This window comes from Terrabacter sp. 2RAF25 (assembly GCF_052115265.1).
Classification (GTDB): Bacteria; Actinomycetota; Actinomycetes; order Actinomycetales; family Dermatophilaceae; genus Terrabacter.
The window spans coordinates 329,869-354,231 of sequence record NZ_JBFRGJ010000002.1 but is presented as its reverse complement, the minus strand read 5'-3'; the positions used below and the strand labels follow the sequence as shown (position 1 = coordinate 354,231).

The 24,363-nt window shown below is 70.4% G+C and carries 29 protein-coding genes; 16 read left to right on the top strand and 13 right to left on the bottom strand.

All coding sequences use genetic code 11. The features are described from left to right. The first annotated feature begins 10 nt into the window (after positions 1-10). Positions 11-460 carry a nuclear transport factor 2 family protein gene (locus AB4091_RS04885; RefSeq protein ID WP_442290599.1) on the top strand — a complete coding sequence of 150 codons (450 nt, stop codon included), beginning with the start codon at positions 11-13 and terminating at the stop codon, positions 458-460. Between the two features lie 39 nt (positions 461-499). On the opposite strand, the gene AB4091_RS04880 is transcribed toward AB4091_RS04885, so the two are convergent. Then, the gene (locus AB4091_RS04880) at positions 500-937 is read right to left on the bottom strand and encodes a VOC family protein (RefSeq protein ID WP_442290598.1); all 438 of its coding nucleotides are present in this window, start codon (positions 935-937) and stop codon (positions 500-502) included. Positions 938-999: 62 nt separating this feature from the next. Here AB4091_RS04880 and AB4091_RS04875 point away from each other — a divergent pair, with 62 nt between their 5' ends. The 3 genes from AB4091_RS04875 (at position 1,000) to AB4091_RS04865 (ending at position 2,584) form a co-directional block, all read left to right on the top strand. Continuing rightward, positions 1,000-1,707 carry a VOC family protein gene (locus AB4091_RS04875; protein ID WP_442290597.1) on the top strand — a complete coding sequence of 236 codons (708 nt, stop codon included), beginning with the start codon at positions 1,000-1,002 and terminating at the stop codon, positions 1,705-1,707. A gap of 134 nt (positions 1,708-1,841) precedes the next feature. Next, a complete protein-coding gene (locus tag AB4091_RS04870) occupies positions 1,842-2,180 on the top strand; it encodes a PadR family transcriptional regulator (RefSeq protein ID WP_442290596.1) in 339 nt (112 codons plus the stop codon). Further along, positions 2,180-2,584: a hypothetical protein gene (locus AB4091_RS04865; protein WP_442290595.1), complete on the top strand. Its 405-nt coding sequence runs from the start codon at positions 2,180-2,182 to the stop codon at positions 2,582-2,584. The genes AB4091_RS04870 and AB4091_RS04865 overlap by 1 nt, the downstream gene beginning before the upstream one ends. Positions 2,585-2,701: 117 nt before the next feature. On the opposite strand, the gene AB4091_RS04860 is transcribed toward AB4091_RS04865, so the two are convergent. From AB4091_RS04860 to AB4091_RS04850, 3 genes are all read right to left on the bottom strand, one after another. Further along, a complete protein-coding gene (locus AB4091_RS04860; RefSeq protein ID WP_442290594.1) occupies positions 2,702-3,292 on the bottom strand; it encodes a hypothetical protein in 591 nt (196 codons plus the stop codon). A gap of 8 nt (positions 3,293-3,300) precedes the next feature. Beyond that, complete coding sequence (locus tag AB4091_RS04855; RefSeq protein WP_442290593.1) at positions 3,301-3,822, bottom strand: hypothetical protein; 522 nt, start codon at positions 3,820-3,822, stop codon at positions 3,301-3,303. A gap of 197 nt (positions 3,823-4,019) precedes the next feature. Next, complete coding sequence (locus tag AB4091_RS04850; RefSeq protein ID WP_442290592.1) at positions 4,020-4,667, bottom strand: ribonuclease H family protein; 648 nt, start codon at positions 4,665-4,667, stop codon at positions 4,020-4,022. Between the two features lie 402 nt (positions 4,668-5,069). Between AB4091_RS04850 and AB4091_RS04845 the strand changes: the two genes are divergently transcribed. The 3 genes from AB4091_RS04845 to AB4091_RS04835 all read left to right on the top strand — a co-directional run bounded on the left by AB4091_RS04845 (position 5,070) and on the right by AB4091_RS04835 (position 7,053). Further along, a complete protein-coding gene (locus AB4091_RS04845) occupies positions 5,070-5,711 on the top strand; it encodes a hemerythrin domain-containing protein (RefSeq protein ID WP_442290591.1) in 642 nt (213 codons plus the stop codon). A gap of 129 nt (positions 5,712-5,840) precedes the next feature. Continuing rightward, entirely contained in the window at positions 5,841-6,515 is a 675-nt protein-coding gene (locus AB4091_RS04840; protein WP_442290590.1) for an N-acyl homoserine lactonase family protein, read from the top strand. A 112-nt stretch (positions 6,516-6,627) separates the two neighbouring features. Further along, entirely contained in the window at positions 6,628-7,053 is a 426-nt protein-coding gene (locus AB4091_RS04835; protein WP_442290589.1) for a DUF1801 domain-containing protein, read from the top strand. A 16-nt stretch (positions 7,054-7,069) separates the two neighbouring features. On the opposite strand, the gene AB4091_RS04830 is transcribed toward AB4091_RS04835, so the two are convergent. After that, complete coding sequence (locus AB4091_RS04830) at positions 7,070-7,663, bottom strand: peroxidase-related enzyme (protein WP_442290588.1); 594 nt, start codon at positions 7,661-7,663, stop codon at positions 7,070-7,072. On the opposite strand from AB4091_RS04830, the gene AB4091_RS04825 reads away from it, so the two are divergent. Further along, on the top strand, positions 7,656-8,687 hold the full coding sequence (locus AB4091_RS04825; RefSeq protein WP_442291391.1) for a class I SAM-dependent methyltransferase: 1,032 nt from the start codon (positions 7,656-7,658) through the stop codon (positions 8,685-8,687). The two genes, AB4091_RS04830 and AB4091_RS04825, sit on opposite strands and share 8 nt — an antisense overlap. Positions 8,688-8,897: 210 nt before the next feature. Here AB4091_RS04825 and AB4091_RS04820 read toward each other — a convergent pair whose 3' ends face one another. Then, positions 8,898-9,563 carry a winged helix-turn-helix transcriptional regulator gene (locus AB4091_RS04820; protein ID WP_442290587.1) on the bottom strand — a complete coding sequence of 222 codons (666 nt, stop codon included), beginning with the start codon at positions 9,561-9,563 and terminating at the stop codon, positions 8,898-8,900. Between the two features lie 173 nt (positions 9,564-9,736). Between AB4091_RS04820 and AB4091_RS04815 the strand changes: the two genes are divergently transcribed. Both AB4091_RS04815 and AB4091_RS04810 read left to right on the top strand, forming a co-directional pair. Beyond that, on the top strand, positions 9,737-10,495 hold the full coding sequence (locus AB4091_RS04815) for a DUF899 family protein (protein ID WP_442290586.1): 759 nt from the start codon (positions 9,737-9,739) through the stop codon (positions 10,493-10,495). 125 nt (positions 10,496-10,620) lie between these two features. After that, complete coding sequence (locus AB4091_RS04810) at positions 10,621-11,133, top strand: DinB family protein (RefSeq protein ID WP_442290585.1); 513 nt, start codon at positions 10,621-10,623, stop codon at positions 11,131-11,133. Between the two features lie 22 nt (positions 11,134-11,155). On the opposite strand, the gene AB4091_RS04805 is transcribed toward AB4091_RS04810, so the two are convergent. Next, on the bottom strand, positions 11,156-12,169 hold the full coding sequence (locus tag AB4091_RS04805; RefSeq protein WP_442290584.1) for a hypothetical protein: 1,014 nt from the start codon (positions 12,167-12,169) through the stop codon (positions 11,156-11,158). Between the two features lie 273 nt (positions 12,170-12,442). Beyond that, a complete protein-coding gene (locus AB4091_RS04800) occupies positions 12,443-13,735 on the bottom strand; it encodes an HNH endonuclease family protein (RefSeq protein WP_442290583.1) in 1,293 nt (430 codons plus the stop codon). 536 nt (positions 13,736-14,271) lie between these two features. Between AB4091_RS04800 and AB4091_RS04795 the strand changes: the two genes are divergently transcribed. The 3 genes from AB4091_RS04795 to AB4091_RS04785 all read left to right on the top strand — a co-directional run bounded on the left by AB4091_RS04795 (position 14,272) and on the right by AB4091_RS04785 (position 16,397). Further along, a complete protein-coding gene (locus AB4091_RS04795) occupies positions 14,272-14,874 on the top strand; it encodes a DUF1326 domain-containing protein (protein WP_442290582.1) in 603 nt (200 codons plus the stop codon). A gap of 5 nt (positions 14,875-14,879) precedes the next feature. After that, entirely contained in the window at positions 14,880-15,689 is an 810-nt protein-coding gene (locus tag AB4091_RS04790; RefSeq protein WP_442290581.1) for a DUF2182 domain-containing protein, read from the top strand. Positions 15,690-15,830: 141 nt separating this feature from the next. Next, a complete protein-coding gene (locus tag AB4091_RS04785) occupies positions 15,831-16,397 on the top strand; it encodes a DUF6636 domain-containing protein (protein WP_442290580.1) in 567 nt (188 codons plus the stop codon). Here AB4091_RS04785 and AB4091_RS04780 read toward each other — a convergent pair. Beyond that, the gene (locus tag AB4091_RS04780) at positions 16,394-17,488 is read right to left on the bottom strand and encodes an acyltransferase family protein (RefSeq protein ID WP_442290579.1); all 1,095 of its coding nucleotides are present in this window, start codon (positions 17,486-17,488) and stop codon (positions 16,394-16,396) included. The two genes, AB4091_RS04785 and AB4091_RS04780, sit on opposite strands and share 4 nt — an antisense overlap. 347 nt (positions 17,489-17,835) lie before the next feature. Continuing rightward, positions 17,836-18,699, bottom strand: coding sequence for an oxidoreductase (locus AB4091_RS04775; protein WP_442290578.1), 864 nt, complete (start codon positions 18,697-18,699; stop codon positions 17,836-17,838). Positions 18,700-18,826: 127 nt separating this feature from the next. Here AB4091_RS04775 and AB4091_RS04770 point away from each other — a divergent pair, with 127 nt between their 5' ends. After that, positions 18,827-19,486, top strand: coding sequence for a VOC family protein (locus AB4091_RS04770; RefSeq protein WP_442290577.1), 660 nt, complete (start codon positions 18,827-18,829; stop codon positions 19,484-19,486). A gap of 9 nt (positions 19,487-19,495) precedes the next feature. Here AB4091_RS04770 and AB4091_RS04765 read toward each other — a convergent pair whose 3' ends face one another. The 3 genes from AB4091_RS04765 to AB4091_RS04755 all read right to left on the bottom strand — a co-directional run bounded on the left by AB4091_RS04765 (position 19,496) and on the right by AB4091_RS04755 (position 22,340). Then, the gene (locus AB4091_RS04765; protein ID WP_442290576.1) at positions 19,496-20,341 is read right to left on the bottom strand and encodes an alpha/beta fold hydrolase; all 846 of its coding nucleotides are present in this window, start codon (positions 20,339-20,341) and stop codon (positions 19,496-19,498) included. A 143-nt stretch (positions 20,342-20,484) separates the two neighbouring features. Further along, on the bottom strand, positions 20,485-21,234 hold the full coding sequence (locus tag AB4091_RS04760; protein ID WP_442290575.1) for an alpha/beta fold hydrolase: 750 nt from the start codon (positions 21,232-21,234) through the stop codon (positions 20,485-20,487). A gap of 44 nt (positions 21,235-21,278) precedes the next feature. After that, positions 21,279-22,340 carry a LacI family DNA-binding transcriptional regulator gene (locus tag AB4091_RS04755; protein WP_442290574.1) on the bottom strand — a complete coding sequence of 354 codons (1,062 nt, stop codon included), beginning with the start codon at positions 22,338-22,340 and terminating at the stop codon, positions 21,279-21,281. 118 nt (positions 22,341-22,458) lie between these two features. Between AB4091_RS04755 and AB4091_RS04750 the strand changes: the two genes are divergently transcribed. Both AB4091_RS04750 and AB4091_RS04745 read left to right on the top strand, forming a co-directional pair. Beyond that, on the top strand, positions 22,459-23,490 hold the full coding sequence (locus tag AB4091_RS04750) for a Gfo/Idh/MocA family oxidoreductase (RefSeq protein ID WP_442290573.1): 1,032 nt from the start codon (positions 22,459-22,461) through the stop codon (positions 23,488-23,490). Further along, positions 23,487-24,302 (top strand): TIM barrel protein, encoded by an 816-nt coding sequence (locus tag AB4091_RS04745; protein ID WP_442290572.1) that lies wholly within the window; start codon positions 23,487-23,489, stop codon positions 24,300-24,302. Before AB4091_RS04750 ends, AB4091_RS04745 begins: the two co-directional genes overlap by 4 nt. The last annotated feature ends 61 nt before the right edge of the window (positions 24,303-24,363 follow it).

Here is a 24,363-nt window from a genome sequence, read left to right as displayed (position 1 = left end):
GGAGGATCCGATGACCACCCTGACCAGCTCGACAGACTCGCGCGACTCCACCGACGCGAGCTCACAGGCCGCGGCCGACATCCAGGCCGTCCGTGCCGGCTTCGAGGCCGTGCGCATGGGCGACCTCGCCGCCTTCGCCGCGGGCTTCCACGCCGACGCCACCTGGAACCACCGCAACCCCGACCGGCTCGGCGGGGTCAAGCACGGCATCGGCGAGATCCTGTCGTTCCTCGGTGCCTCGATGGAGCTCACCTCGGGCACCCTGCGCCCAGTGCCTGAGCTGTTCATGCCCGACGGGGGTGGGCACGTCGCCGTGCTCACACGGATCACGGCCACGCGCCCCGACGGCCGCAGCTTCGACGACCTGCAGGTGCTCTACTTCCAGCTCGAGGACGGAAAGGTCGTCTCCGTCGACCAGTTCGTCGGTGACCCTCCCGTCGTCACGGACTTCTGGGCCTGAGCGCCGCGCGGCGCGCGCGCCAACGGGCGGCCTTCCTCGTCAGCCCTTCTGGAGCTCCTCGGCGAGCATCACGAGGATCCCGCTGGGCCCGCGTACGTAGGTGAGCTTGTAGACGTCCTCGTAGGTCGCGACGCCGCGCAGCGGGTGGCAGCCGTGCCTCGCCGCGGTTGCGAGGGCGTCGTCGATGTCGTCGACCGAAAAGGCCACGCGGTGCATGCCGATCTCGTTGGGCAGGGTGGGCTCGGTCTCGATCGCGTCCGGGTGGATGTACTCGAACAGCTCGAGGCGGCCGTTGCCGTCGGGGGTCTGGAGCATCGCGATCCTGGCGTGGTTGCCGTCGAGGCCAACTGCCGTGTCGGTCCACTCGCCGCTGACCGTGTCACGGCCCAGGACCGTGAGCCCCAGATCGGCGAAGAACGCGATCGTCGCCTCGAGGTCGCGGACGGCGATCCCGACGTTCTCGAGTTTGATGGGCATGCAGCGCACGCTACCGAGTCGGCTCCCGCCCGCGGCGGCTCGATCGGGGATAGCGTCCCGTCATGGACATGCTGAGGGGCGAGCAGATCGCCGAGGCCGACCTGACCGACTGGCGCAAGCTGGCCCAGGGCCTGCATGCCCGCTTCACGGTCGGCAGCTTCGGCGCCGGCGCACGGTTCGTCGCTGCAGTGGCCGAGGCGGGCGACGCGATCGGCCACCACCCCCATGTGGTGCTCGGCAAGGGCTACGTGGACCTCGAGCTGGTCAGCGACGACGCCATCTACCGCGACGACGAGGGCGCCGAGCACGTCGTCGAGTGGGTGACCCAGCAGGACGTCGACCTCGCCCGACGGATCAGCGAGATCGCCGCCGACCACGGAGTCACCGCAGATCCCGGCTCAGTCAGTGAGATCGAGCTGGGCCTGGACACAGCGCAATCCGCGACCATCGCCCCCGTGTGGGCTGCGTTGTTGACCGGCAGCGCCGAGTCCCAGGGGCGCGGGACACCGAGCGACGAGGTGCGGGACGGCACCGGACGCGTACCAAATCTGTGGTTCGGTGACCTCGACGAAACAGAGACCCCGCGCCAGCGGTTCCACGTGGAGGTCTATGTGGCCCCGGAGGCGGCCGACCAACGGATCGCCGCCGTCCTCGCTGCGGGTGGCACCGTAGTCGACGACAGCGACGCGCCATCGCTGACCGTGATCGCCGACCAGGACGGCAACAGGGGAGTCCTCTGCGTCGACACGTCCGCCGCGGCGAAGGGCTGAGAGACGCGTCCGGTTGACACCGCCCGCATACGCCGGTGAGTGACGTTCGCCTGCGCCGCGGGCGAACGATGTCGGCCGGGAGAACGGCTGAACCGGGGCGAGACAGCGCGCCTGACCCTATGTAGACTTCTGCTATGAGTGACGAACCGCGGATGACCGTCACGACGGTCGAGGTGCTCCAGACCTTCGTCCGCGACACGACGAGCGAGCGCTACGGCCTGGAGATCATGGCCCTGACCGGGCTGCCCAGCGGGACGGTGTTCCCGATCCTCGCCCGTTTCGAGCGGCTGGGCTGGCTCGACAGCGGTTGGGAGGACGTCGACCCCGCGGCCGTCGGCCGGCCCCAACGTCGGTACTACCGGCTCACCGCGCAGGGCCTCGAGAGTGCGGAGGCCGCGCTCGCGAAGGTCGCCCACGCTCGCGAGCGGCGCCGCTCGGTGCTGCGGCCGGCATACGGGAACGGCGCCTCCTGATGGGCACGCCCGAAGAGGCAGAGCCCCCAGTGCTCGCCGGCCTGCTGTGCCGGCTTGCGGCCGCAGCGCTGCCGCGCGCCAGCCGGCAGCGCTACCTCGCGGAGTGGCGCGCCGACCTCACCGACCTCGCGGCCGACTCGGGCCAGCCGTTCGCCTACGCCTGGAGCATCCTCTTGCACGCCGTAGAGCTGCGCCGGGTGCTCGCCCACGCGGGGGCGAGCATGAGCCGACCGCTTCGCTGCCGACTTCATCTGCATGACTTCGTAGCCGTGCACGACAGCCCCGAGGACCGCAGGTACGTCAGTCGCCACTGCCGCCGGTGCGGCTACATCAAGGATGACGGGCGTGGTGCCAGTCAGCCCCCGGACGGGCTGGTGTGGGGTGCGTCCATGGGCATCCACTGAGCTGAGCGTCGTCCCGGGTCTTCGGGAGGGGTGGCTGCATGACCGCGATGCGCATCGAACTGCCCTCGGCGTCAGGTCGCCCGGCCGGTCGCTGGGCGTCTGCCCAGCGACCGGAGCTTACGACGTGGCGGGCGCGATGACGGCCCAGAACGGTCCGGGTGCCTGGACGGCGATGGTGGTGCCGATGCTCGACAGCGGCAGCCGGATGTCTGCCGCGGCCGAGCCGGTGCAGACGCTTCCGATGAGCACCTCCCCGTCGCCGGTGACGGTGAAGCGCCCTGGCCCCGGGCAGCTGACCGTCACGAAGGCCTCGTTGCTGCGGCGCCCTTCGAGCGTGTAGGTGGCGCCGTCGCGGCCCCGTTGTGACAGCAGCGGCTTCGTGCCGACGGCGTTGCCGTGCTTGGCTTGCAGGTCTTTCATCGGGTCGGTGATCGCCGCGTTGACCGGAGGGACGCTGGGCGGCGTGGCCTGGCTGGGCGTCGGGTCCGTGGGAGCGTCGGCCGGTTCTGAGGCGATGGGACGCGCTGCCGGCGAATCAGCAGGCGCGACAGTCCCGCTCGAGCAGGCGGCGGTCGCGGCGACGAGGAGTCCGGCGAGCAGGCTGAGGGCCAACCTGCCGTGGGATCTGGCCCGGTCGCTGCGCGGTGACGGCACTGCAGCCCCGGTCATGCGGGCCGGGGCTGCAGTGGAGAAGCGTGTCGGGTTCACGGCGCGGCTCAGGAGTGGGTGAACTCGATGGCGCTGGTGTTGCCGACGATCGTCCCCGTCTTGTCGGTGTGCAGGGTGCACGGGGGGACGACGGTCTTCTTCGTGTAGGTCACCTTGTACGCGTGGTGTCCCGCTTCGATCCAACCGGTCGACTGCGTCGAGGGCACCTTCCAGGCGTAGGCGCGAGTCACCGAGCTCGTCCAGTCCTTCTTGATGGTGACCCCCACGGACACACTGGCCTTGGCGAAGATGACGCCGGCCTCGGCCGAGGTCGTGCCCGTGATCGACCCGCCGGTCGTGACCGACTCGCCGAGGGAGATCGTCAGGGTGCCGCCGCTCTTTCCGTAGGTGCGCGTGTTGTAGTCACCGCGATACGTGGGTGACTGGCTCGTCGTGTAGTAGACGTTGCCCACGTCGGTGCAGTAGGCGTAGCTCGAGGGCGCAGTCACGACTGCTGCCGCGGGGACCGCTAGCAGCAGAATGAGCCCCTTGGCCATCAGGCCCTTGCGTGAACCGCTGAATACGTTCACAGCATCTCCCCTATTTCGTCGTTGTCGCGACGCTCTGACCGAGCGTGGCGAGCGTCATCCTCTCGACGCCGGTCTCGGGGTGTCCATGGTCGTGGGTACTCAAGACACAGCGACCCGAACCGACTAGAAGGTAGAGCTTTCTCCCAGCGTTCAGGGGCTATCTGCCCACGCCACGCCCGGCGCCGCTGGCGAGCGCGTCAGTCGTGGCCCAGACTCGCCGCCACGGCGAGCTGGTCGACGAGGTCGTTCATCTCGTGGCCGGAGTGACCCTTGACCCACTGGAAGGCGACGTCGCCGCGATCCCTGACAGCGAGGACGAGCGGTTCCCACAGGTCGCGGTTGGCGACCGGCTTCTTCTGGGAGTTGGTCCAGCCGCGCTTGAGCCAGCCGTCCCACCACGTGTCGCGGAAGCAGTTGACCACGTAGGTCGAGTCACTCACGACGACGAGCGGTCCGCTGATCGCGGTGACGGCCTCGAGCGCCGCGCGGATCTCCATCCGCTGGTTGGTGCTGGGCCGCTCTGCGCCAGAAGCGAATCGGTCGCGGTCGATCGCCCAGGCCCATCCGCCAGGGCCCGGGTTTCCGGAGCAGGCGCCGTCGGTGTAGACGAAGGTCGCGCCCTCGGGAGCGACCATCTGCGCCTTGGGAACTCGCGTCCGGGTGGCCACCTTGGGGCGCGGTGACGGGGCCGTCGTGGGCTGCCCCGTGAGGCCGGGGAGTGAGAGCTCCGTGCCGCAGGTCGCGTGCACCCACGAGTTGCTCTTGCCGCGGGCGCCGGCGATCTCGTCTCCTGCTCGAATCGGCTCCTGGCAACGGGTGCAGTGTCCCGGGAACTTGGCCAGCACGGTTCTCCTCATGGGTCGGTCGAGGTCAGCAGCGTAGGCGTCCCAGTGGGCGAGACGTCGTCGGGGTCGTCGCGACAGGCCGACGGCCGGACCTCTGGCTGTTGCCCTACGCGTGTGTCTGCGTGCCAGAGGTCTCCGGCCGTCGCGCTGTGACCGCGGGCTTGACCGGCGGTGTTTCTGCCTCCTTCATACCCAGTCCGTATGCCGTTCGTCGTGGTCGGGCGTGCGCGCTCGAGAAGCTGCTCGAGGGCAGCCGGCCCGAGAGGCCTGCCGGATGAGGCCGCTGCTCGTCGGCATTCGGGTCGCAGATCTGGAACACCCTCCGGCGTTACGGTGCGTTCGGCTCATCGGCTTGCGTCGATTCCGGCCCTACCTCGGGCACGGATCGCTATCGTCGCGGCCATGACAGGTCCCATGACCATGAACCGCGTCATCCACGCGGCGGTGCGCCGCGATCTTGCTCGCTTCGAGACTGCGCTGGCCGCAGCGCCCGACGGTGACCGGGCCCGCGCCAGGCAGCTGCAGGTCGCGTACGCCCACCTCCACGACCAGCTCAAGCACCACCACGAGGGCGAGGACACGCACGTCTTCCCGTTCCTGGCCAGGGTGGGCGGGGCCACGGAGCTGGTCGAGGTCATGGAGACAGAGCACCAGGCCATGGCGGATGCGCTCGCCGGTGCGCGCACGGCGATGGACACCTACGGCTCGACCGGCTCGGCCGGCGACGCCCGTGTCGCCAAGGACGCCATCGTCGGAGCGAACGAGGTCGTCGAGAGGCACCTGCACCACGAGGAGAACGACCTCGAGCCGCTCATGCTGCCGCACCTCGAGACACCCGAGTGGAAGGCCGTCGAGAAGCGGCTGCGTCCCCCGTCCCTCGCCGAGTCGGGCCGCTTCATGGCCTGGGTCCAGGACGGGATGGCCGACGCGGAGCGCGCCTACCTGCGCGCCACGATTCCCGTGCCGGTGACCTTCCTGCTCAGCCGGCTTGCCGGCCGGTCGTACCACCGCCACGTCGCGCCCACCTGGCAGGCCGCCAACTAGGCGGCCCGTCGAGCATCCCGGATGCCGGGGCCTGCGAGCACCCGGCGCCGATGATGCCACACGGTCTGGGCGCGAACGACGTGCCGCCAAGCCACCCCCAGCAGGTCTGTGTGCCGCAGACTCTCCAGCATGGGTGATTCACGAACCGAGAAGCCCGAGGGGCACGGCAACGAGGTCTTGCCCCCGACCGTGACGCCGGTGCTCGTCGCCGAGCTGCTCGCCGAGGGTGAACGGATGCCGGTCTACGTGCACGTGATCGACCATCCCGACGGGCGCGTGCTCGTCGACACCGGCATGACGCAGCTGCATCCCGCGGTCGACGACATGGACCCTCGCATCCATCCACTGAGCGAGCAGGCCGGCTTCGACCTGGCCGCCATCGACGTCGTCGTCAACACGCATCTGCACTTCGACCACTGCGGCGGCAACCACCTCTTCACCGGCAAGCCGGTCTACGTGCAGCGGACGGAGCTGGACGACGCGCTCAGCCAGGCCGACTACACGATCCCCGAGTGGGTCGAGGCGCCCGGAATCCACTACGTGCCTGTCGACGGCACGCATGAGCTGCTACCGGGCATCCGTCTGGTGTCGACCCCTGGCCACACGCGAGGCTCTCAGGTCGTGGTCGTCGAGACGGAGGGCCGTTCCATCGTCATCGCAGGTGACACGGCCGTCTTCTTCGACGAGCTCGACGATCCGCGCACGGAAGGCCAGCGGCTGATCCGAGAGCTTGACCCCGACGAGGTCTGGCTCTCGCACCAGCACGAGCCGTGGCGCCCGGGGGACCACTCACTGCCCGACTGACACGTCCCGATGGGAGTTCCTGCGCCCGCGAGGCGAACTCGCTCCGTATGCGTTCGGCTGCGGGCCCGAGCGTCACCGGACCGCACGATTGGTCGAATGGCACACTGACTCGATGGGTGAACCGAAGACGGTGCCGACGGGTGCGAGTGTCGGCGACTTCCTCGACGCGGCCACGCCGTCCCGGCGACGGGAGGACGGTCTGCGTCTCGCTGGGATCTTTCACGAGGTGACGGGCGCGGAGCCGGTCCTCTGGGGGCAGTCCATCGTCGGCTACGGCAGCTATCGCACAGTGTCGCCCACCAACCCGCGCGTCCGGGGTGAGTGGCCCAGGACCGGCTTCTCACCGCGCAAGGCGCAGCTGTCGCTGTACGGGCTGAAGGACCTGCCGGAGGGAGCAACGTTGCTGCCCTCTCTGGGGACGTACACCGAGGGCGCCGGGTGCGTCTACATCAAGAAGCTCGACGACGTCGATCTCGACGTGCTGCGCAGGCTCGTCGCGATCGCTTGGTCGCGGCCGGATGGTCCGCCGGCGTTGTGACGCAGGCGAATCCGGTCTAGCCACGTGGTGCGACGGGGCGGCCGACCACCATGGAGTTCAGCAGGTCGTCCGGGAACGTCCCCGCAGTCTGGATGTCCAGCTGGGCGCCGAGTCCGTCCAACACGGCGGTGAAGAAGCATCGAGCCGATGAGGCGAAGACGACATCAGCGATCTCGGGGTCGGTGAGCCCGGCGGCTCGGAGGCGGTTGACATCCTGAGTGTCGACCGAGGCCGCGTCGGCGGCGACCTTCGCGGCGAACTCGTAGACCGCCCGGTCCTGATCGCTGAGCGCCGCCCCGTCGGGCTGCTCGGTGATGGACTGCATCGTGGCCTCGTCACCGCAGACGTCCCTCAGGAACTTCGAATGTGCTGCAGTGCAGTAGGTCGACCGCCGCGCCCGGGCGGCGGCGATCGTGGCGATCTCGAACCGGCGCCGATCCATGCCGTCGCGGATGGCCGCGTTGAGCGCGTTCCACGCCTGCGCCACGTCGGGTCGAGTCGAGAATGCCGCGGCGTAGTTCGGGAGGAAGCCCCAGGCGGCGCGTTGGCTCCGGTAGTACGCGGCGAGGTCGCCCTCGGCATCGTCCTCGCTCACGGGCGTGATGAACACCTCCCCATTCTCGCCCTCGCCCGGCTTCCTGAGAAGGGCATCGGCGTGCGGCCGGCGCGACGCCCCCCGGAAGGTCGGGCTGGATACTTTGCTTGTGCCCGTGGCGCGGACGTGGGCGAGCGGGGATGCGGCCGGGCAGGATGGCTCCATGGCACTGGGCGCGGCAAGCTCGACGGCGGTACTGGTCTGCCAAGGTCGCGCCGCCGCTGACGGTCGTTACGCCGTGGGCCGGTTCAGTGACCCCCTCGCGGTGGAGCTGCTCGACCTTGCAGAACGCGCGGTCGTGGATCGCGTACGTGCTGAGGACGTCCCGGCTGCGAGGGCCGAGCGGATGGCGTACGAAATGGTCCGCAGGACCGGCATGGTGATGGTGCCGCGGACCGTCGCGATCGACGATGCGATCCGTGAACACGGCGCGGAGCAGCTGGTGGTTCTCGGCGCGGGCCTCGACGCCCGCGCCTGGCGGATGCCCGAGCTCGCGCACGTCACCGTGTTCGAGGTCGACCATCCGGCCTCGCAGCGGGACAAGGTGCGCCGGATCGGCGACCGCGCTCCGACCGCCTTGCGGTTCTCTGCGGTCGAGATCGATCTCGCGACTGCGGCGCTGAGCCCGCCCCTGGTGGACGCGGGCTTCGAGCGTCAGGTGGTGTCCACGTGGGTCTGGGAGGGAGTCGTGCCCTACCTGGACGCCGCCGACGTGCGATCTGTCGTCGCCCAGGTCGCCGAGCTGTGCGCGCCGGGCAGCCGGCTCGTCGTCAACTACCAGGCGAGGTCCGTCTGGGTCAGTCTCATGCGAAGAGCGATGCGACTCGTCCTGCGGCTCACGAGAGCGCCGGATCCCTTGGCAGCGGAGCCCTGGCGTTCACTGTGGCGGCCCAGCAGCATGCGGAAGCTGCTCCGCGACAACGGCTTTCGCGTGGGCGCCGATGACGATCTCCTCACCCTCGCCGCCGGCCTCGACCTGCCCCTCGACGTGCAGGGCTCGCTGCGCAACGGAAGGGTCGTCGTGGCCATCCGCAGCTGAACACTCGCGACAGGCGGTTCTACCTTCCCCATGAATAGGGATATTTCGGGCATTGTGGGTATGAGGCCCTCGACGGCGCCGCCACTTGGTCCCAACCCCAATCCCGGGGAACCCTTGAGGCGGCGCCGCCCTCACGCACCGGCTCTGCACCACTGAACGCTGACAGGCCATGGCCAGCGCCGACGCGGACGTCGCAGCTGTGCGCCACGTCTACGCGGGCGACGCCGCCGCGGGGAAGCAGGCGAGGAGGGCTTCGACCACCGTCGACTCACCCGAGATCTCCGCGTTCCCCTCCACGGGACGACCGGCGAAGAGGATCTCGGCCCAGATGGAGGAGTCGGCCCTCACTGTCGTCGCGGGCTGAGGCCACGCGCCACGCTCCGCGCGCAGCTCGGAGGCATCCCAGCGGAGACGGTAGGGATGCTCGACAGCGGAGACTCGCTCATCGCGCAGGCACAGCTGAAGCTCTCCCTCCGCGGGCGCGAGGTCGGGCCTGGCCATGGTGAGCATGGCCTGCACCGCTGCGTCTGGGGTCAGGCCGCCGGCCGTCTCACGGACCGGGGAGGACTGCGCCCATCGGCCAAGCTCGCGCAGGACCGGCCCGAGCTCGCGGGCCCAAGGCGTCAGCGCGTACACGTGTTGCGAGACAGGGTCGCCCGGCTCTGGCTCCACGAGCCCGGTGGCGGCGAGCTCGCGCAGCCGGCCGCTCAGGACGGCCGGCGTGATGCCCCGCACGGTGACGAGGAGCTCGTTGAAGCGCTTCGGCCCGAGCATCAGCTCGCGCAGGATCGGGTAGGTCCACCGACTGCCGATCAGCTCCATGGCGTGGGCCGTCGCGCACGCGTCGCCGAGCTGTGCGTAGGTGGCCTTTGCCACGAGACCCCTCCCGATGGGACCGGAACTATGTTAATCATAGCAACTATGGAAAACATAGTCGAAGGTGTGGTGTCATCGGCCCACGGGACGCAGATCGTGTGGACACGGCAGGGCGACGGGCCGCCCGTCGGGATGGTCTCCGCCGTGATGGCCCTCGCGACGGAGCCGACCCGATGAGCGCCCGCCGCCTGCCGGCGCGTCCGGTCGAGCCGCAGGCCTACCCCGACGTCGTCGACCGCGACTCCTGGCAGCAGCAGCTGTCCGACCTGCTCGTCCGCGAGAAGGCCCACACCAGGGCCGGCGACGCCCTGGCCGCCGAGCGTCGCCGACTGCCGATGGTGCAGGTGCCGGCGGACGCGTCGGTCATCGGCCCCGCCGGCCCCACCCCGATCCTCGATGTCTTCGAGGGGCGACGGGTGCTGCTCGCGTACTTCCACATGTGGCACGACGGGATGCCGTGGCCCCAGCAGTGCGAGGGCTGCACGTTCTGCGCGTCGCAGCTGCAGCGTCCCGAGTACCTCCACGCCCGCGACATCACCGTGGCCGTCTTCTGTGAGGGCGACTACGCAGAGAGCAGCCCGTACGCGGAGTACCTGCGGTACACGACGCCCTGGTACTCGGCCCGCGACGCGGGCTCGCTGGTCGCCGGACGGGAGTTCGGGTTCCACGCCTGCTACGTACGCGACGACGACGACCTCGTGTACGAGACGTACTGGACGACCGACCGCGGCACCGAGGCCGGCCTGTGGAGCTACGGGCTCATGGACCTCACCGTCTTCGGTCGCCAGGAGGCCTGGGAGGACAGCCCGGCCGGGTGGCCCCGGATCCCGTCCGGTCAGCACCAGTGGCGGGTCGAGGGTCGGCCCACCGCGCAGTGGGCCGTCACCGGCGAGCCGGTGGACGCGGGCGCCGTCCCCTGCCACCACCACTGACGGGGGCGCGTGCACGCGCCTTCGGGTTGCGGTGGCTTCTGGGCCTTCGTGCTGCGCCGGAACGAGATCCGTCGCGGGGGTAGGGAGCTCAGGTCCCCGCGGGCCCGTTTGGTTAGGGTCGCAGCATGGGTCCCGCCACCGATGAGGCTCGCGCCGAACGCGCCCTGTTGCTCAGCCGCCTCACGGGTCAGCGTGCCCACGTCCTGGCGCAGCTGGAGGGACTCTCCGACGAGCAGCTGCACCGCTCGGTGCTGCCGTCCGGCTGGTCCTGCCTCGGTCTGGTGCGCCACCTCACCCTGTCGGACGAGCGGTACTGGTTCGAGGTGGTCGTGGCTGGAGAGCCCCTGGACTTCTGGCCCGAGGGAGACAACGGGGACTGGCTGGTGGGTCCGGAAGAGCCGGCCGCGGCCGTGATCGAGGCCTACCGCTCGGCCATCGTCAGTGCCGACGAGATCATCGCCGCCCGTCACTTCGACGATGCCCCTCGGCAGCCTGAGGACTGGTGGGCTGAGGCCGGGCTCTCGTTCCCGGATCTGCGGAGCGTCGTGGTCCATGTCCTGGTCGAGACATCCGTGCACGCGGGCCACCTCGACGCGGCACGTGAACTGTTGGACGGCCGTCAGCACCTCGTCGTCTGACTGGCCCCAGCCTGCGCCGGGCTCAGGTGGCACGCCCCCGGGCTCCGCGGACATCGGTGGGAAGCCAGTCGGCGGGAGAGGGCGGGTCCTGCTCGGGAACCGCCTGCGACCAGGCCTCGAGCAGGTGGGCGGCCGGCGAGTCGGGCTCCACGGCAAGGCCGACGACCTCGCGGGTGCTTCCCTTGCGCAGCATCTGCGCGTTCTCGGCGTTCATCGCCACCGCGAGCGGGTCCATGTCGCGCCAGTCGCGCTGCGCGAGGAAGTCACGACGCAGCGTGCCGGCGTAGATGGGCTCGACGTTCCCGGCGCCGAGCGGACGCACGACGAGTACGCGTGCCTCGGTGGCACCGATGGCCACGGCGAGGGCCTCCTTGGCGGTAGCGAGCACCGTCGAGGCCAGCGACTCGGCGTAGAGGGCGTTGCGGTCGGTCTTGGTCCGCTTGCGCAGCGTCGGTTTCCCGCCCGGTGTCCGGTCGGACCGGTGCTCGGGGATCAGGTCGATGTCGCCGTAGCTGACGACGGCCGTGAGATAGCGGGCCCCGGTCTCGGGGACGGTTCCGGCGTCGACGCACGTCGAGTCGCTGGCGTTGTCGGCGAACGCGTCGTCGACGGCTTCGATGACCGTGAGGGCGTCATGGTTGCGCAGCGCGTCCCAGCCCTGGTCGAGCTGGGACTGTTCCCATTGCACGCCGACGAGTGCGCCGGTGTGGCGCCGTTCGGCCTCAGCCGGCGCCTGGTGGTTCGCCCACGCCTTGGCCCTCGTGCGGTCCTCACGCTTCCAGATCGGCACGCCAGCCGTGGCTGTCCGGTAGAGCTCGCGTCGAATGGTCTCGACATCGCCGCTCGCGGGCGCTGCTGGGATGGGAAGGATCTGCCGGGTCGACTCAGGGAAGGTCGCGTGGTGCAGGCTGGTCAGGGACCGTTCGAGTGCTGCGACCGCTGCGACCTGCTGCGCGCGCTCGGCGGCTCGGGCTTGCGCCTGCAGCTGGGCGACGGTGGGCTGTCGGGGTCGTGACGACGCGCCGTTCGAATGCATGGGCGTGGCTCGGGACGGGGCCCGGCGTGCGCCACCTCCGAGGGTGCCGGACAGGGTCACCGGTCCGGCACCGGTCGAGACACGCGTGCGGCCGGCGCCGACGTGTACGCGTGCGACCCGGGGGCCCACGCTCGCGCGTACTCCCCGGCTGGAGGCTCGGACGCGGACGCCCGGGGCGATCCTGAAGGAGACGCCGAGCCCCATCACCGCACCTGCCGGGAGCCGGGCGTGGGTGGCATGGTCGTCTGGCTGGATGACGTCATCGTCGCCTCCTCAGGCCGAACGCCAGCGGGCACGGGTGTCGCCGGACTTGTACGAGCACCGCATCAGCGTGCCCTTGTTGGTGTAGCCAAGCGCCCCTTCCGGTGAGCAGAAGGACCCCGGGCGCACCCCCTGGACGCGGGACGGGCCTGCGGGCTCGGGCGCCGGCTTCGAGGGTTGCGGCGCCGGCTTGGGCGCCGGCTTCACCACGGGCTTCGGTGTCGGATTGGGTGCCGGCTTCGGTGCCGGCTTCGGTGCCGGTGGCGAGTAGAGCGGGAACCCGCCGAGCTTCGCCACAGTGACCACGGGTGGGGTCGTGTCGACGCAGGTGCTCAGCGTCGTCGCCAACGCAACCCGTTCGGCGTGGGTCACTGCGAGGTGGTACTTGGCCTTGACCGCGACCTGCCGCGCGACGTACGCGCACCGGTACGCCTTGGCCGGCGGCAGCCACGTCGCCGCATCACCGCCGCCCTTGGACGCGTTCACTGTCGACGAGACGGCGACCAGGTTGAGCGTGTCGTTGGCGAACGCCGTCCGCTGGGACTGTGGCCACCCAGCGGCGCCCTTGGCCCAGGCGTCGGCGAGCGCCACCACGTGGTCGATCTGCACCGTCGACGTGCGGGCCGTGCGCGCGAAGGCCAGCGTGGCGCCGGTGTACGGGTCCTTCAGCGTGCCGGTCATCACGGCGCAGCCGTTGGTGTCGGCTTTGACGGTGATCGCTCGCAGGTCGCGTCGGAGGGTGTCGTTGCGCTGGTCGCAGCCGTTGCGGTCGACGTCGGTCCAGGCGGCGCCGAACGCCGCCCGGGAGTAGCCGGTCATCGGGCCGCGTCCCCGGACGAGGAGCGTACCCACCATGGCCAGTGCCGACCCGGGCGGCGCTGAGCTGATCGAGGTGAGGAGCGGGTCCGTCTCGATCGTGGTCGTGACCGTCTGGCTGGGCGTGGCCACGGCGCTCCTGTCCACCGGGGTGGACGACGTGGGGAGGGTCTCGTCGGCCGGTGCGGCTGACGGGGATGCCGACTGGGCGGGCGTCGGGTTCGCGGAGATCGGCACGGCAGGCATGTTCGCCACACCGATCGACATGGCGGCGATGGATGCGACGAGCGCCGCGACGCCAGAGGAGCGGCTGGCCAGGTGCGCCCAACGCACACGTCCGCGGGCGAGGGCCACGGCAGCGACCACGAAGGTGAACAGTCCCGCGAACAGCAGCGCGCCACCGACGCCGGAGGTGAGACCGAGCAGGGCACAGACAGTCAGGCCACCCCACCCCAACAGCGACGCCTTCGGTGCCCGGTCGTTGCCCACACCGCCCGTGTCCGGACCCAGTGAGGCGACACCGGGCGCGGAGGGTCGGGGTCCGCCGGCGGCAGCATCGACCCACGGTGGACGCAGCGGTCGCACGGTCCCGTACGCGTCGCCGCTCCCCGACACCGGAGCGGTCGAATCCCCAGCGCGGACAGGAGCACCAGCCGGTGTCTGAGCCACCTGACTCCAGAACTCCCAGCCGGGCGGGGCCGGTGGCCAGGACGGGTCAGGCAGCCACCCGGAGGGCGGCTCCCAGCCAGGAGAAGGAGCGGGCCACCCCGGCGGGGGGTTGAACACAACAGCCATGTGCAGTCAGCAGTCCCTGTACGAATCGTGGCGAGCCTTGCGTGCCGCCGCCGGCAACGTACCTCGGACCTGCGCGCCTGTCCCCGATTCGCGTGGACTGCCTGATCGCTGGCGCGAGCGCCTCGCTGTCCCAGTGCTCGCTCGCCTTTGGCGGTGTGTGGTCGGCGTCCGGGCCATTGACGGCCCTTGCGGCGATGGCGAGACTGGAAGACTGAGGAAGGAGCGCCGCGATGGCTTGGAATCTGACCGGCAGCTATGTCGAGACCTGCTCGTGCGAACTGATGTGTCCCTGCAATCTCTCCTTGGACCACGGCGCCACCTATGACTACTGCCGGGTCACCTTCGCCTTCAACATCCGTGAGGGGACGGTCGAGGGCACGGACATCTCTGGTCGGAGGGTCGTGCTGGTTGCCGACACCCCGAAGGTGATGACGGAGGGCAACTGGCGTCTGGGTGTCTACGTCGACGACGAGGCCAGTGATGACCAGTTCGACAAGCTCGTCAAGGTCTTCGGAGGCCAGCTGGGTGGGCCGATGGGTGCGCTCGCACCGCTCGTCGGTGAGGTCGTCGGCGTGGAGCGCGCCACGATCGAGGTGAGGGACGACGGCCTGGTTCACAGCGTCCGGGTCGGCGACACCGTCGACTTCGAGATCGAGGACATCGTCCCGTTCGGGGTGGAAACCGGTGAACCGGTGCGATTCAGCGGCATGGGCCATCCCGTCGCACCGGATCTCACCATGGCACAGGCGAGGCGCACCAACATCAACGCCTTCGGGATCTCCTACGAGGGCAAGACCGGGTTGTCGACGTCCGAGTTCTCCTGGGCCGCCTGACCCCGATGGGAGCGTCCGCCGCGCCGCGCGAGAGCGCAGGTCTGGCGCCTGCGTATGCGGCTGCGCGCGCCCGGCTCGGTCTCGTCGCCGCGCTGTTCGTGGTGGCCACGCTCGGCTGGATCTGGGCCGCACGCGCCATGCAGGGCATGGATGCCGGACCCTGGACGAGCTTGGGGACCCTCGGGTGGTTCCTGACCATCTGGGTCGTGATGATGGCCGCGATGATGCTGCCCTCGGTGGCGCCCACGATCGCCCTCTACGCCAAGGTCACCCGGAAGAGCTCACCGGTGTCGCCGTGGCTGTTCACCGGCGGCTATCTCCTCACGTGGGCGGGCGCCGGACTTGTCGCCTACGGCGTGGGCCTGCTCGTCACAGCTGTCTTCGGTGATGCCCTCAGCTGGGAGCACGCGGGTCGCAGTGTCGCCGCGGCGACCCTCGTGGTGGCCGCTGTCTACGAGGTCACTCCGCTCAAGAACGTGTGCCTGGCCAAGTGCCGCAGCCCACTGGGCACGCTCCTGGGTTCGTGGCGCGGGGGATACGCGGGCGCCGTACGAATGGGCATGCGAAACGGCGCCTGGTGCGTGGGGTGCTGTTGGGCCCTGATGGCCTCTCTGTTCGCACTGGGAGTGATGAGCATCACCTGGATGGCGTTCGTGGCGGGCCTGATCGCGGTGGAGAAGACACTCCCTTGGCGTCGCGGTCTCACCTTTGCGACGGCAGCAGTCCTGCTGACCCTCGGCGTTCTCCTGGTGGCCGCGCCCCACGCACTGCCTGGCCTGACGATCCCCTCCGGCCAGACGATGCCGATGGGCTGATGGGCTGATGGGCTGACGGGCTGATGGGCTGACGGGCTGACGGGCTGATGGGCTGACGGGCTGACAGGCCTAGAGAACTGTGCGCGCGGTCCGTGAGGGCGGAACGCCAGCCGGCTCAGCCGGAATGCCTAGGATGTGAGCGTGAGCCGACGAGGCATCGTGGTCCCGGTGGTGGCCCTGTTCGTGGTGCTTCCAAGCGGCTGTTCACAAGGACAGCAACCGGTGTTCCCGGCCACGGCCACGGCCACGGCCACGGTCACGGTCACTCGCACCGTCACCGCAACTCCGAGTCCAGGTCCGGTGGCTGCCGGCCAGTTCCCCCCGCAGCCCGGCCGGGACGCCAAGAACGTTGCCTTGCGAGACTTCGTCACACCCAGTGGCAACATCACGTGCACCGACGAGTTCGAGAATCTCTCGTGTGTCGTGGAGAAGGCAGACTTCGCGACCCCAGCCAAGCCCGCTGACTGCGACGTCGACTGGGCCGCGAACGAGATCGACTTCTCGGTGCCACTCACGACGTTGGGGGCCTGTCGGGGCGACCCTCCGCCGGCCGTCCTTCTCACCAATGCGCACAAACTCGAATACGGCACCGTGAACACGCTGAAACACGGAGTCCTCTGTCTCAGCGAAGAGCGAGGCCTGTCCTGCTGGGCTTCGCAGTCCCGACACGGATTCTTCGTCAGCAAGTCGGTCTTCGCAGTCTTCTAGGCACGCCCGATGTCAGGTGCCGCCTGAGTCGTTGTGTGAAGCAGCCGGCCGTGGGCACCCGATCTCCGTGAGAATCGGGCGCGCAACGGGCGCTCGACGAATCTGAAGCTCGCCTCGGCCAGAACCACGAACAGGGCGATCCACGCGACATCACCGAGTGCGGAATGTCCGAACAGGTTGAGTATCGCTATTCGCGCGAGGACGTTCCAGAGATAGATCGAGTACGCCCGCTCGCCGAGCCATCGCAGTGGAGCGCTCGCCAGCAGCACACCAACCGTCGAACTCGGCTGCATCACGACACCGGTGAGCAGCACCAGCGTCAGCACTGTCCCCGCCACGATCACCAACGACGTGTGATTCGTGTCGTTGCGGTGTGCCAGGACAGGCAGGAGGGCCACGGCCACCATCGCAAAGGACGCAAGATGCCCTGTCGCCCTTGGCAGCCAGCCGTTGTGAACGACAACCGCGAGCAGCGAGCCGACCAGGATCGGCAGCGCATTGGTGTCGGTCCCGACGTACTCGTGCTGGTCGAACAGGATTTCCTGGGTGAGGCCGAGGACGAGGTCGAGGGTCGCAGTGATTCCGATGAGCGAGATGGTGAGTGCGGCGAACAGCCGAGGACTGCGCCGGTAGCCCCAGAGCAGCGCGAACGGCCACAACAGGTAGAACTGCTCTTCGACGGAGAGCGTCCAGGTGTAGTTGAAGTAGTCCTGGGTGGCGAAAGGGTGGCCCGCCCAGTCGAAGACGCTCGTCGTGTAGGTGGCAGCAGCGCCAGCGGGTGCGAGAACCTGCCCGACACTCAGATCGTGTCGACCCACGAGCAGCACCGCGACGGTCGCCACTGCGACGGTCACCAGTGCCGGGTAGAGGCGCGCCGCGCGCCGGCGATAGAACGCCCGGACATCGATCGTGCCTGTCTGCAGTTCGCGGAGCAACAGGGTGGTGATGAGATACCCCGACAGGCAGAAGAACACCGTCACACCGACGAAGCCGTCGATGAGCGGCCTGGTGGGGGCGTGCTGACCGAGGACCAGGAGAATGGCTGCACCACGGACCCCGTCCAGTGCAGGTTGGTAACCATTGGCGCGCACGAGTCGCTCGTTCCGCCTCCCTTGCGGGGACCGCTGGACCCGGACGCGGCTAACCGTGATCCCCGTCGACTGAATGAATACGACGTGGCCGTGCGGCCGGTTCAGGTCGACGACGCTGCAGACGTCTCAGCAGCCCTCGTCATAAACCTCAAGGGCCCTCCGACCGTCTCGGCCGAGATCGGCACCGAGACCATCGACGTGCACGCCCGAGTGCTCTCGCCCGAGGAGCGCGAGCCGATCTGGCAGGAGCAGAAGAGGCGCTACCCCGGTTCGCCGACTACGAGAAGAAGACCGACCGGGTCATTCCCGTCGTCCTGCTCACCCGCCGCTGAGGCACAGCCGCGAGGTCAGGCGGCCACCCCGTCGAGCTCTGCGAGGTCGTCGGGCCCGAGCCGGAGCCCGGCGACCGCCAGATTGTCCTCCAGGTGCGCCACTGACGAGATGCCGGGAATGAGCAGCACGTTCTCGGCGCGAGCGAGCAGCCACGCCAGCCCGACCCGAGCCGCCGGCACCCCGAGACGGGCAGCGACCGCCTGGACGCCGGGCTGGTCGACGACCTTGGGCATCTGCGGGAAGGCAGAACCGAGCGGGAAGTACGGCACGTACGCGATCCCTGCGGCTGTGCACGCATCCAGCACCTCGGCGTCCGACTGGTCGACGAGGCTGAACGCGTTCTGCACGCACGCGATCTCGGTGATCGCGCGGGCTGCGGCGAACTGCGTGGCCGAGACCGTCGAGATGCCGATGCCGGCGATCTTGCCCTCCTCGCGCAGCGCCACCATCTCCGCGAGCTGGTCCTCCAGGGCCACTTCGCTCGGGCCCTGCTCGCCCATGAGCCGCAGGTTCACCGCTGTGAGGTGGTCGATGTCGAGCGCGCGCAGGTTCGCCTCGACTCCGGCCCGCAGCTCGGCCGGCTGCTGCGCCGACCTCCAGCCGCCCTTCTCGTCGCGCAGCGCGCCGACCTTCGACACGATCGCCAGGTCGTCGGGGTAGGGGTGCAGCGCCGAACGGATCAGCTCGTTCGACACGTCGGGCCCGTAGTACTGCGCGGTGTCGATGTGGTTCACCCCGAGCTCGACGGCGCGACGGAGCACCCGCAGCGCCTCGCCGCGGTCACGAGGCGGCCCGAAGACACCGGGCCCGGGAAGCTGCATGGCGCCGAGGCCGATGCGTCGAACGGTGCGGTCTGCCATCTGGAAGGTGTCAGTCACCCTCTCGACGCTAGACCCCGGGGGCCGCCGGAGCGCAACGACGGCGGCTCACCGAAGCCCAACGCAGGGGCGCGGCGTCCTCGGTGACGTGTCGGTGACCGTCGGGGGTGACGGCTACGGTCGGGACATGCCAGAGAAGCTCTCGCGCCAAGCGGCCTCTGATGCGCTGCCCACGTGGCGGTTCCTGCTCCAACGGATGCACCTGACCGTGGGCGTGCCGGACGCCGCGACCGCGTTCGACCTCGTGGCCAGGATCGGTGCCGTGGCCGCCTCGCGCGGTCGCCAGCCCGACATCGACGTGCGCGGTGACGCGGTGCACCTCGCCGTGTCGACCGGGCCGCGTGACGGCGTCACCGACGACGACATCTCGCTCGGCCGAGCCCTTGACGCCGTGGTCGGCGAGATGGGGCTCGCCTCCGAACCCGGCAGCCTCACCGTCGTCGAGATCGCCATCGACGCGATGGACATCGACGCCGTGCGCCCCTTCTGGGACGCCGTGCTCGGCTGGGACGTCGTCGACCGCAATGACCTGCGCGACCCACGACACCTGGGTCCTGCCCTGTGGTTCCAGCAGATGGACGAGCCGCGGCCGCAACGCAACCGGATCCACCTCGACGTCACGGTCGCCCACGACGAGGCGCAGGGTCGCATCGAGCGCGCTCTCGCTGCCGGCGGCCACCTGGTCTCCGACTCGCGCGCCCCGGCCTTCTGGATCCTCGCCGACCCGGAGGGTAACGAGGCGTGTGTGTGCACCTGGCAGGGTCGCGATCCCGCGCCGGCGACCTGACGACGGCGTTCAGTCGGCCAGTGCCTCGCTGACGAGCGTCGCGAACAGCGCAGGGTCGTCGACCCAGGGGAAGTGCGCGGCCCCTCTCTGCACGATGCACCGGCCGTTCGGGAACAAGGCCGCGATGCGCTCGCCCAGCTCGGGGCCGGGCATGAGGTCGACCTCGCCGACGACGACCCGCACCGGGGCCGGCAGGGCGCCGAGCGCACGGATGACCTCCTCGTCCTCGGGGAGGCCGGCCCAGAAGGCCGCCGTGCCCTCCCCGTTCCTCTGGGCACCGTCAGATGCGGCGTGGTCCCGGGCTGCCTGCGTCCAGGCTCCGTAGAAGAACGGCGACATCGCCTGCCGGGTGGCGGGAGTGGGCTCCTCTGCCTCGAGGGCGGCGCTCGCCTCGGCGAACCACGGCTCGCCCGCCCGCTGCTGCACGCGAGCCGCCCACTCGGCGTCGGAGACCTCCAGGCTGCTGGAGGGGGTGACGAGGATGAGCCGGCGCACGCGCTCCGGATGCTGGGCGGCATACAGCTGGGTGACGTAGCCCCCGGCCGAGTGCCCCAGCAGGTCGAACGTCTCGAGCCCGAGGTGCCGGCGCAGCGCCTCGAGGTCGTCGGCGAGGCGGGGCGCCGCGTATGCCGCCGGGTCCTCCGGGCGCCTCGAGGCGCCCGTGCCGCGGGGGTCGGGCACCACGAGTGAGCGGCCGGCCGCGTCGGCGAGGCCGCCCAGCGTCCCCTGACTGTCGTGCGCGCCGAGGTAGGCGGGGTCGCGGGCCGGCCCGCCGGGCCATACGACGAGGGGCTCACCCTCACCCTCGACGCGGTAGGCGAGCTGGGTCCCGTCGTACGACGTGTAGGTCGGCATGGGCCCACCGTGCCAGAGAGGTGGCTGAGACCGCTGAGGGTGGCCGGCAAGCCACGGAGGCATCCGGTCGGGACACTGGCCCAGGACGCGGTGACCGGGCGACCCCTCTGCGTTGGGGCGTCGGGTGACTCAGTCGCGGAAGGTCAGGGTGGGGGTGCCTTCGCTGCGTCCTCGGCGGCGAGGACGACGAGGTCGGCGACCTCGTCCGGATGGGTGTAGAGGTTGTTGTGCGAACCGCTGAGCAGCGACGTGCGCAGGCGCGGTGCGCTGCAGGCGGACTGGGCGAGCGCGTCGAGCCACTCGAGAGGAGCGAACGAGTCGTCGGCGCCTGCCGTCAGGGTGAGCGGCACCGGCAGGCCGGCGATGCGACGTTCGGCCGCGTCACGGAGCCCCGAGTGGAGCATCGCGATGATGCCGGTCCAACCGCGGAGGATCTCGGCTGGATTGATCTCGTACGGGCTGTCGTGGCTGTAGGCGAACGGCGCGGCCACCGCCAGCCGCAGCAGCCGTCGCTGTCGTGGGGCGAAGGTCGGTCCGGCCAGCACGACGGCGAGGTCGCGGCGGTGGGCGCTGAGCGCGAGACCCGCGGTCAGGGCGGCCTGGGCGCCGGTCGAGTGGCCGAGCACGACCACGGGGCGGTCGGGTGCCTGGGACTCGACCCATCGCGCGGCGGTCATCCCGACGGCGTGGATGTTGGGGCTCGTGGGCCACGGCCGGCTCGACCCGAAGCCCGGCAGGTCGAGCACCGCACAGTCGAGGCCGCGCGCACGGACGGCGCGCGCCGTCGGAAGCGTGTAGAAGGGCAGGCCGAGGCCGGGCACGATGACCACGAAGGAGCCACTGCGAGAGGTGGTTTCGCCGGTCGTCAGGGAGTGCACCACGCGGCCGCCCACGGATGTCCACCCGTCGCGCACATCCGGGCCTCGGTCGGGCCAGGTCATGAGGGCCTACCGGGCGAGGCAGGGGGCGCCGTGCTGCGGCGCACGACGAGCTCCGGCTCGATGACGGCTCCAGTCGGCATCGACGCCTCGTTGGGATGGCTCGAACCAGGCGGATCAGCCGCGCCGGCGGGCGGGGCGTCGAGGCGCGCCGTCACTGCGCGGACGGCCTCGGCTCCGAGACGAGCGGCGTCCTGGCGCACCGTCGTCAGTGACACGTGGGGGTAGGCCGCCTGCTCGATGTCGTCGAAGCCGACCACCGACACGTCCTCGGGGACGCGCAGACCGGCCTGCCGCACGACGTCGACGAAGCCGAGGGCGCACCGGTCGTTGAACGCCGCGACGGCGGTCGGGCGGTCGGCGCCGAGGGCCAGGTAGGCCTCCGCGGCGTGTGCTCCGTCGAGCTCGTTCAGTCCGCCGGCGAGCACGGTCTCGCCGAGCGCGGGCGCGGCCCGGAGGCCACGGCGGTAGCCCTGCCGGCGCTCGGCTGCACCGGGTGCGCGGCCACCGTCGAGCAGCGCGACGTGCTGGTGCCCGAGGCTGCGAAGGTGCTCCACCGCGAGCTTCAGACCGAGCGAGTCGTCGGTGCGCACGACGTCCACCGGCGCGTCGCGAACGGGGCGAAGCAGGCTCACCACTGGCAGTCGCGCGCCGAGTCGTCGCAGGTCGGGCGAGCTGAGGCCGCTGCCCAGCAGGATGAGTCCCTCGCACCGCTCCGCGAGCAGCGTGTCCACCGCCGCCTGGTCGTCGCGGTCGGGCGCCACGCCGCTGAGCACGACCTCGTAGCCCGCCGCATCGGCTTCCGAGTACAGGCTGCCCAGCAGCTCACCGTGGAAAGCGTGCCCGACGGCGAAGGTCACGCCGAGCATCCGGGTGCGTCCGCGTCCCAACCGGCTCGCGCGGGTGTCGGGCCGGTAGTCGAGCTCGCGCGCCGCCTCGAGCACTCGCGCCCGGGTCTCGTCGGAGGCGCCGGCGACCCCGCGGAAGACGATGGAGACGAGGGCACGCGAGACACCAGCCCGCGCAGCGACGTCCTCCATGGTCACGCGGGTCCCGGTCATGGATCGAAAGTCTAGAGCGCTCCAGAGAATCTGCGCCGAACCTCTTGACGGTCGGGGAGGCGAGGCTCTTCACTGGTGTACTAGAGCGCTCTAGTTGCGTGAATCGAAGGAGTTTCCCATGACTGTGCAGGACCCCGTCCGCATCGGCCTCATCGGCTGCGGCCGCATCGGCACCCACCACGCCACGACCCTCTCCCGCCGCCTTGCGGAGGCCGAGCTGGTCTCCGTCGCCGACCCGTTCGAGGCCAACGCCCGCCGCCTCGGCGAGCAGCTCGGCGTCGAGTGGCTCACCGACCCCATGGTCCTCATCGACGACGAGCGCCTCGAGGCGGTCGCGATCACCTGTGCGAGCACGGCCCATGCCGACCTCGTCGTCGCCGCGGCGCAGGCGGGCAAGGCCGTCTTCGTCGAGAAGCCGATGGCGATGAGCCTCGCCGACGCCGACCGCGCGATCGCCGCAGCGGAGGCAGCCGGCACACCTCTGCAGGTGGGCTTCAACCGCCGCTTCGCCCGCGACTTCGCGGTCGCCCACGACGCCGTCGCCGCCGGGCGCATCGGGACGCCGCAGCTGCTCCGCTCGCTGACCCGCGACCCCGGGCTCGCGAGCCCCGGTGCCGTGCCGCCGTGGACGATCTTCACGCAGACCCTCATCCACGACTTCGATGCACTCAACTGGTTCAACGCGGGCGCCCGTGCCGTCGAGGTGGGTGTCATTGCTGACGCTCTCGTCGCGCCCGAGTTCAAGGACGGCGGCCTGCTCGACACCGCAGTCGTGACGATCCGCTACGACAACGGTGCGATCGCCGTCGCCGAGGCGAGCTTCTCCGCGGCGTACGGCTACGACGTGCGCGGTGAGGTGTTCGGCTCGGCCGGCATGGTCCAGGCCGGGACCCCAGCGCACCTGAGCACGACGATCTGGACGAGCGACGGCGTCGCCGCCCCCACCGCGCGGCAGGACACCGACCTCATGGGCGACGCGTACGCCGCCGAGCTCGCCGCGTTCTGTCGTGCCGTCCGCTCTGGCGGGCCCACGCTCGTCGGCGGTCACGACGCCCGCGCGGCGCTGCGGATCGCGCTCGCCTGCATCGAGGCGTACGAGACCGGTTCGACCGTGGCCGTGCGCGACGCAGACCGCGAAGTGGTCGCATGAGCACCGCAGCCGAGGCCACGACGGACACCCCGTTCACGCTCGCCGTCAGCTCGGAGATGGTCTTCGTCGACCTTCCGGTCGTCGAGCGGGTGCGCCGCATCCACGAGCTCGGCTTCGCCGTCGAGATCTGGGACTGGACCAGGCACGACACCGACGCGCTCGTGTCCCTGCGTGACGAGGGTGTCGTCTACTCGTCGATGACCGGCTACGTGCGCGGCCGCCTCGCTGATCGTGAGGGCGCCGACGAGCTGCTCGCGACCGCTGCCGAGTCGGTGCCGGTGGCCCAGCGCCTCGGCATCCCCCGCCTCAACCTGCATGGAACGGGACTCGACGGCCGGGGCCTCCCGGTGCAGCCGGCACACGACGTGACAGGTCAGATGTGGCTGACCGCCCGCGCCACGCTCGCCCGCATCGCCGCGCTGGGGGAGCGCGAGGGCGTGCAGTTCGTCCTCGAGAACCTCAACACCGAGGTCGACCACCCCGGGGTGCCGTTCGCTCGCGCGGCCGACTGCCTCGCCCTCGTCGAGTCGGTCGACAGCCCGCACCTGCGGCTGATGCTCGACCTCTACCACGCCCAGATCGGCGAGGGGAACCTCGTCGAGCTCTGCCGACGGGCGCTGCCGTGGATCGGCGAGATCCAGGTCGCCGACGTGCCCGGACGCTGCGAGCCCGGCACCGGCGAGATCGCCTACCCGGCTGTCGCCCGCGCCCTCGCCGAGATGGGATACCGCGGCACGGTCGGCCTCGAGGCCTGGGCGTCAGGTGACCCGGAGCTGGCGCTCAAGCGCTTCCGCGACGCTTTCACGCTCTGACCTCGCCAACCGTTCGAGGTGTCTCCGCGTCACATCTGACGCGCACATACCTCGAACGGGC